At 73.5% G+C, this 5,320-nt stretch carries 3 protein-coding genes and 1 pseudogene; 1 reads left to right on the forward strand and 3 read right to left on the reverse strand.

Features of this window, described 5'->3' with window-relative positions:
• Positions 1–957, reverse strand: a pseudogene (locus CCN44_RS36455) (DUF2201 family putative metallopeptidase); the annotation flags it as partial.
• A gap of 56 nt (positions 958–1,013) precedes the next feature.
• Positions 1,014–2,075 (reverse strand): ATP-binding protein, encoded by a 1,062-nt coding sequence (locus tag CCN44_RS36460; RefSeq protein ID WP_086702957.1) that lies wholly within the window; start codon positions 2,073–2,075, stop codon positions 1,014–1,016.
• A 131-nt stretch (positions 2,076–2,206) separates the two neighbouring features.
• Between CCN44_RS36460 and CCN44_RS36465 the strand changes: the two genes are divergently transcribed.
• The gene (locus CCN44_RS36465) at positions 2,207–3,121 is read left to right on the forward strand and encodes a GIY-YIG nuclease family protein (protein ID WP_059254296.1); all 915 of its coding nucleotides are present in this window, start codon (positions 2,207–2,209) and stop codon (positions 3,119–3,121) included.
• 29 nt (positions 3,122–3,150) lie between these two features.
• Here the strand turns inward: CCN44_RS36465 and CCN44_RS36470 are convergent, their stop codons facing one another.
• Positions 3,151–5,295 carry a phage holin family protein gene (locus CCN44_RS36470; protein WP_237481032.1) on the reverse strand — a complete coding sequence of 715 codons (2,145 nt, stop codon included), beginning with the start codon at positions 5,293–5,295 and terminating at the stop codon, positions 3,151–3,153.
• Positions 5,296–5,320: the final 25 nt, after the last annotated feature.

A 5,320-nucleotide genomic window follows, 5' to 3' on the forward strand; every position in this document is an offset into this window, starting at 1 on the left:
CCTCCTCGGCGGACAGGCCGGCCAGCCGCGGGTCGTGCAGCAGTCCCTCGGGCATGGTGCCGACCCGCATCTCGACCAGCCAGCCGTTGACGACGTAGTCGCAGGCGATGTTGAACAGGTACGGGTCGCGGGTGCCGCACCGGTCGCCGTGGCGCAGCGCGGCGTGCAGCATCTCGTGGGCGAGGACGAACCGCCACTCCTCGTCCTCGAAGGTGCGCAGCGGGTTGACGTAGATCTCGCCGGCCTCGGAGTCGACGGCGGCGATCTGGATGCCGTGGGCGCGGGCGAGTTCGGCGTCGGCGACCAGGGTGATGCCGGCCGCGATGCCGCCGAGCAGCGGGTAGGAGGAGACGAACCAGCTCAGGGCCTTCTCCCAGGGGCGCCGCGGGAGGCGCTCGCCGTCCAGGGAGTCCCGGCGTCCGCCGGCCATGTCCATCGCGGCGGACACGGTCCGGGTCAGGGCGGCGGCGAAGGCCGACTGACGGTCCGGAATGACCCCTGCCAGGAGGGCCAGGCGACGAGCAGCTGGTCGGGGGCGGAGCCGGCGGTGCCGCAGCGCTCGTAGGCGCGCGGCAGGCCGTGGGCGCGCCAGCGGGCGGCGAGCTGCTCCTCGTCGCCGTCGGGGTAGCTGACGGGCAGCTCCTCGGGGGCGGTGCCGACGGGGAAGCCGAGCAGGAAGCGGTTGACGACGGCGCAGCGGGCGGCGAGGTCGTACCGGTCGGGCTGCTCGCGGGCGCCCGGGGCGGCCGGGAGGTGCCCGAAGCCGAGGTGCAGGGCGGCGTGCGCGAGCGCCCACGCCCAGGCGCCGGGCGCGGCGAGCCGGTCCGGGTGGGCGTGCACGATGCCGTCGGAGTCGGCGACGAGCAGGCCCTCGCGCGGGGTGAGGGCGCAGGTCTCGCTGCGGCAGGTGGTGAAGTCGACGGCGGCGAGGGCCGGGTTGGCGCGCAGCAGCCGCATGCCCTCGGCGAACGCCTCGCCGGCCCGGTCCCGCTTCTTCCTCGGCGGGGTGCGGCTCACCGCCGGGCCTCCACCAGGCGGGGCATGTCGCGGGCGGCCTCGACCAGGAGCCAGGACGGCAGGACCGGGTTGCCGTCGGCGTCGGAGGCGATCACGGTCTGGGCGACCTCGACGGAGATCTCGGCGAGCTGCACCAGCAGCGACTTGGCACGGTGGGCGATCTCCCGGCCGTGCGCCGACATGTGCTCCTTGCCGGCGGGCAGTTCCTTGACGAGCCGGCCGCGGAAGGACTCGGCGAGGTAGTACAGCAGGTCGCGGTCCTCGACGCGGTGCGGCCAGCGGGCGTCGCCCTTGAGGATCGCCTCGATCCCGAACCGGCTGCGCACGATCTTGACGTAGCCGCAGAAGGCGGTGGCGTGCGCGGGGGTGAGCGTGCCGTGCGCGAGGACGTTCAGGGTCGGCTCGTCCAGGTCGGGGCCGAAGGAGTGCAGGGCGTCGGAGAGCATGTGCCAGGAGCGGGGCGTGGAGAACGGCTCCTCGGTCTTGGGGGGCTTGGACCACAGGTGGTCCGGCCGGTCGGTGAGGTGGTCGGTGATCCAGGGGTGGATGCCGTGGTCCGCGGCCCAGGCAAGCCAGTCCGTGGCGGACACCTCCAGGTGGACGTGGGCGAGGCGGTTCACCAGGGCGGAGGCGAGCGGCCGGGCCAGGGCGTTGTCGGTGGCACGGTTCCCGGCGCCGATGACGATCGATCCCTCCGGCAGCTCGTAGCTGCCGATCCGGCGGTCCAGGATCAGGGAGTAGAAGGCCTTCTGCACGTCCGGGGTGGCCGCGTTCAGCTCGTCCAGGAACAGGCAGTACGGCTCGTCCCGCGCGATCACCTCCGGCGGGCAGAACACCGACCGGCCGTCCCGGATCTGCGGCACCCCGATCAGGTCCTCGGGCGCGAGCTGGGTACCGAGCAGGCTCACGCACTCCAGACCGAGCGAGGTGGCGAACTCCCGCACCAGGGACGACTTCCCGATGCCCGGGGCACCCCAGAGGAAGACGGGCCGGACGGTGGCCATACCGAGGAGGAGTTCGGGGACGCGGGCGGGGGTGACACTGACGGCGGCCTGCAAGGCGGAGGATCCCTCGGGAGTGTTCGAGACGTGTACGACCCGGACAGTGTGCGGGCCGGGGCGGAGCGGGTGCAGCCGATTTTCCGCGATCTGGCAGACTCGGCGGCGTTGTTACCGGCTCGGGGGGTGTGATGACGGCTCGGACACGTGGCGCCAGTATCCGGATATTCCTGATCGACGGGACGCCTCAGGGACTGCGGCTGATCGAACGGATCGGCTGGACGGGGTGCTGCCTGAGCTTCTCGCGTGCCGACTACGACCGGGCCAGGCAGCGCGCGGAGCTGAAGCGCTCGGGTGTCTACGTGCTCGTGGGCGCGGACCCCGACGGGGTCCGCCCGACCCGGGTCTACGTCGGCGAGGGCGAGGAGGTGCGGGTCAGGATCGACTCGCACATCAGGGAGAAGGACTTCTGGTCCAGCGGGTTCGTCCTGTCGACCAAGGACGACTCGCTGAACAAGGCGCACATCAGGTACCTGGAGGCGCGCCTGATCGCCATGGCACGGACGGCGCGGATCGCCGCGCTCGACAACGGCACGAACCCGGACGCCCTGGGCCGGCTGTCCGAGCCGGAGACCGCGGACATGGAGGCGTACCTCGACGAGGCGCTGATCCTGCTGCCGCTGCTGGGGGTCACGGCCTTCGAGATCTACGACGAGCCCGAGGCGTCCGCCGTGATGCCGGTGACGAAGGACGACCAGGCGCAGATCGCGGGCAAGCGGTACCTGCTGAAGACGCAGTTGACCGAGGCGGAGGGGTACAGCGACGCCCGGGGTTTCGCCGTGCTGGCGGGTGCGCTGGCGCGCAAGGAGACCAAGGTGATGCATCCGGGCTACCGGCGGATCCGCGAGGAACTCGTCGCGGAGGGCGTCCTGGCCGACGAGAACGACCAGCAGTACCGGCTGTCCCGGACGTTCATCTTCGACAGCCCCTCCAGCGCCGCCAGTGTGCTGTCCGGGGGCAGCAAGAACGGCCGGACGGAGTGGCGGGACGAACGGGGCAGGACCATCAAGGACAACGAGGAGGCGACCGCGGCCTCGCCCGCCTGACCGGGCGCGGCGGGACTCGGGGCCGGGACTCAGGCGGCGCGCTCCGCCTCCGCCTCCCTCTCGGCATTCTCCTTCTCCGCCTCCGTCGCCGTCGTCGCCGTCGTGGGGAGCGGTACCTGGGGGCCGTTCAGTTCGTTCAGCCAGCGGCGCAGGACGTGGTGGATCTGTTCGGCGCCGGTCAGCCGCTCGCCGGCCGCGACCGGTGCGGACAGGTCGCGCGGGGAGAGCAGGAACGGCTGGGACTGGGCGCCGCCGAGACCGCCGTGGGAGCCGATCTGTTCCTCGAAGGCGAGCACTTCGCCGTCGGCGGGGTCGTAGGCGGAGTTGACCATGATGTCCGCGGTGTGCGGGAAGGAGTGGGTGCGGCGGACGGCGTCGGCGGCGCCGGGGCCGAAGCGGGCCAGCGGGCCGGGCTCGTCGTCGAGCCGGGCCAGCGGTATCTCGGCACCGTACGCGCCCAGGACCACCCCGTCGTGTTCCTCGCTGCGCACCAGCAGGAAGCCGATGCCGGGGTGGTTGGCGAGGGTGGTGAGCAGGGCGGGGTGGCGGGCGTCGATCTCTTCCTTGGTCATGCGGTGCGGGACGTCCGGGAAGGAGATCAGGCCGAGGTTGCCCGAGGCCAGCACGATCGGCTCGCGGCGGCGGGCGGGGCGGCGGCGCTCGTTCTCCTCCTCCACCGGGCGGCGCAGGGCGGCGCGGACGGCGGTGCGGGCCTCGGCGCCGCTGCGCGTCCGCTCCGCCCGGCGCGGGACCGGCAGTCCGCAGCCGGCCCGGACCAGGTCGCCGAGGGTGAGGCCGTAGCGGGAGCGAAAGGTTTCGCCAGGGCTCTGGCCGTGGTCGGAGAGGACGACGATCCGGTAGGGGCGCGGGGCGTGCTCGGCGACGCGTTCGAGGAGGGCGAGGGACCGGTCGAGGCGCTGCAGGACCTTCTCGGCGTCGCGGCTGTGCGGGCCGGAGTGGTGGGCGACCTCGTCGTAGGCGACGAGGTCGGCGTAGACGCAGGTGCGGCCGGCGAGCATGTCGCCCATGACCGCGGCGACGACGACGTCCCGTTCGACGACGGTGGCGAAGGCCCGGACGAACGGGTAGAGGCCGCCCCGGCCGACGCGCGGGCGCTGCCTCCGCAGCCGGGCCCGGGTCGACTGGCCGATCTCGCGGGCCACCTCGGCGACGAAGGACAGGGCGGTACGGACGGCGTTCGCGGGGTCGGAGAAGTAGGCGAAGTAGCCGGCGCGGGAACGGTTCTCCCGGCCGCGGCGGCGGGTGGCGATCGACAGCACGAGGGCCTGTTCGCCGGCCCCGCCGCTGAACAGGTTGCCGCGGCTGGCGCCGTCGACGGCGAGCAGTCCGCCGTCCTCGGTGTGCAGCACGGCGCGGCGCTGGAGCTCGGCGGCGCTCGTCGGCCGGTTGCAGACCATCACCTCGCCGCGGTCCTTCTCGTACCACCGGAAGGCCGACACGTCGAAGGTGCTGCCGTGCAGGATGCCGAGCTGACTGGCACCGGTCTGGCTGGACCAGTCGGTGCGCCACGGGGTCAGGCGGTGGGTGGGCCGGCTTCCGTCCGCCGTGGGCGGTATGCCGTCGCCGCCGGTCAGCCAGCGGCCCACCGTCGGCATCAGCCCCTTGCGGACCGCGTCCGCGAGGACGTCGTGGCCGACGCCGTCGAGCTGCACGCAGACCAGGCCGGGGGCCGTGGGGCAGGGCGGCTGGGCCCGGCGGCTCCGGGTGGCGAGGCGGTGCAGCCTGCGGCGGTAGGCCTCGTCGTCGCGTACGGCGAGGGCCGCGCCGGTCGCGGAGGCGACGGCGGACATCACCGCGGCCACGATGACGGCGGTCTCGGGGGCGACCACGCCGCGGCCGGAGGGGTTCAGGCGCAGCGCGAGCAGCAGCAGGGAGCCGTTGAGGAAGAAGACCAGCAGGCCGAGGACGAACGCGGGGACGAGCAGCAGCAGACGGACCAGGAGCGGCCAGACCACGGCCGAGAGGAGGCCGAAGGCGCCGGCGCCGCAGCCGGCGGTGACGGCGATGCGGGTGGCGCTGTCACCGTCGGCGGACTGGAGCTGGAAGTCGGGAAGGAGCCCGGCGAGGGCCAGCATGGTGACCGTGGAGACCGCCCACACGGCGACGCTCCGCCCGATCTGACTGGCGATCCGTCGCCACCGCACCCCGCGCACGCCCCGTACACCTCACGTCCCGGCC

Source organism: Streptomyces tricolor, assembly GCF_002155905.1.
Classification (GTDB): Bacteria; Actinomycetota; Actinomycetes; order Streptomycetales; family Streptomycetaceae; genus Streptomyces; species Streptomyces tricolor.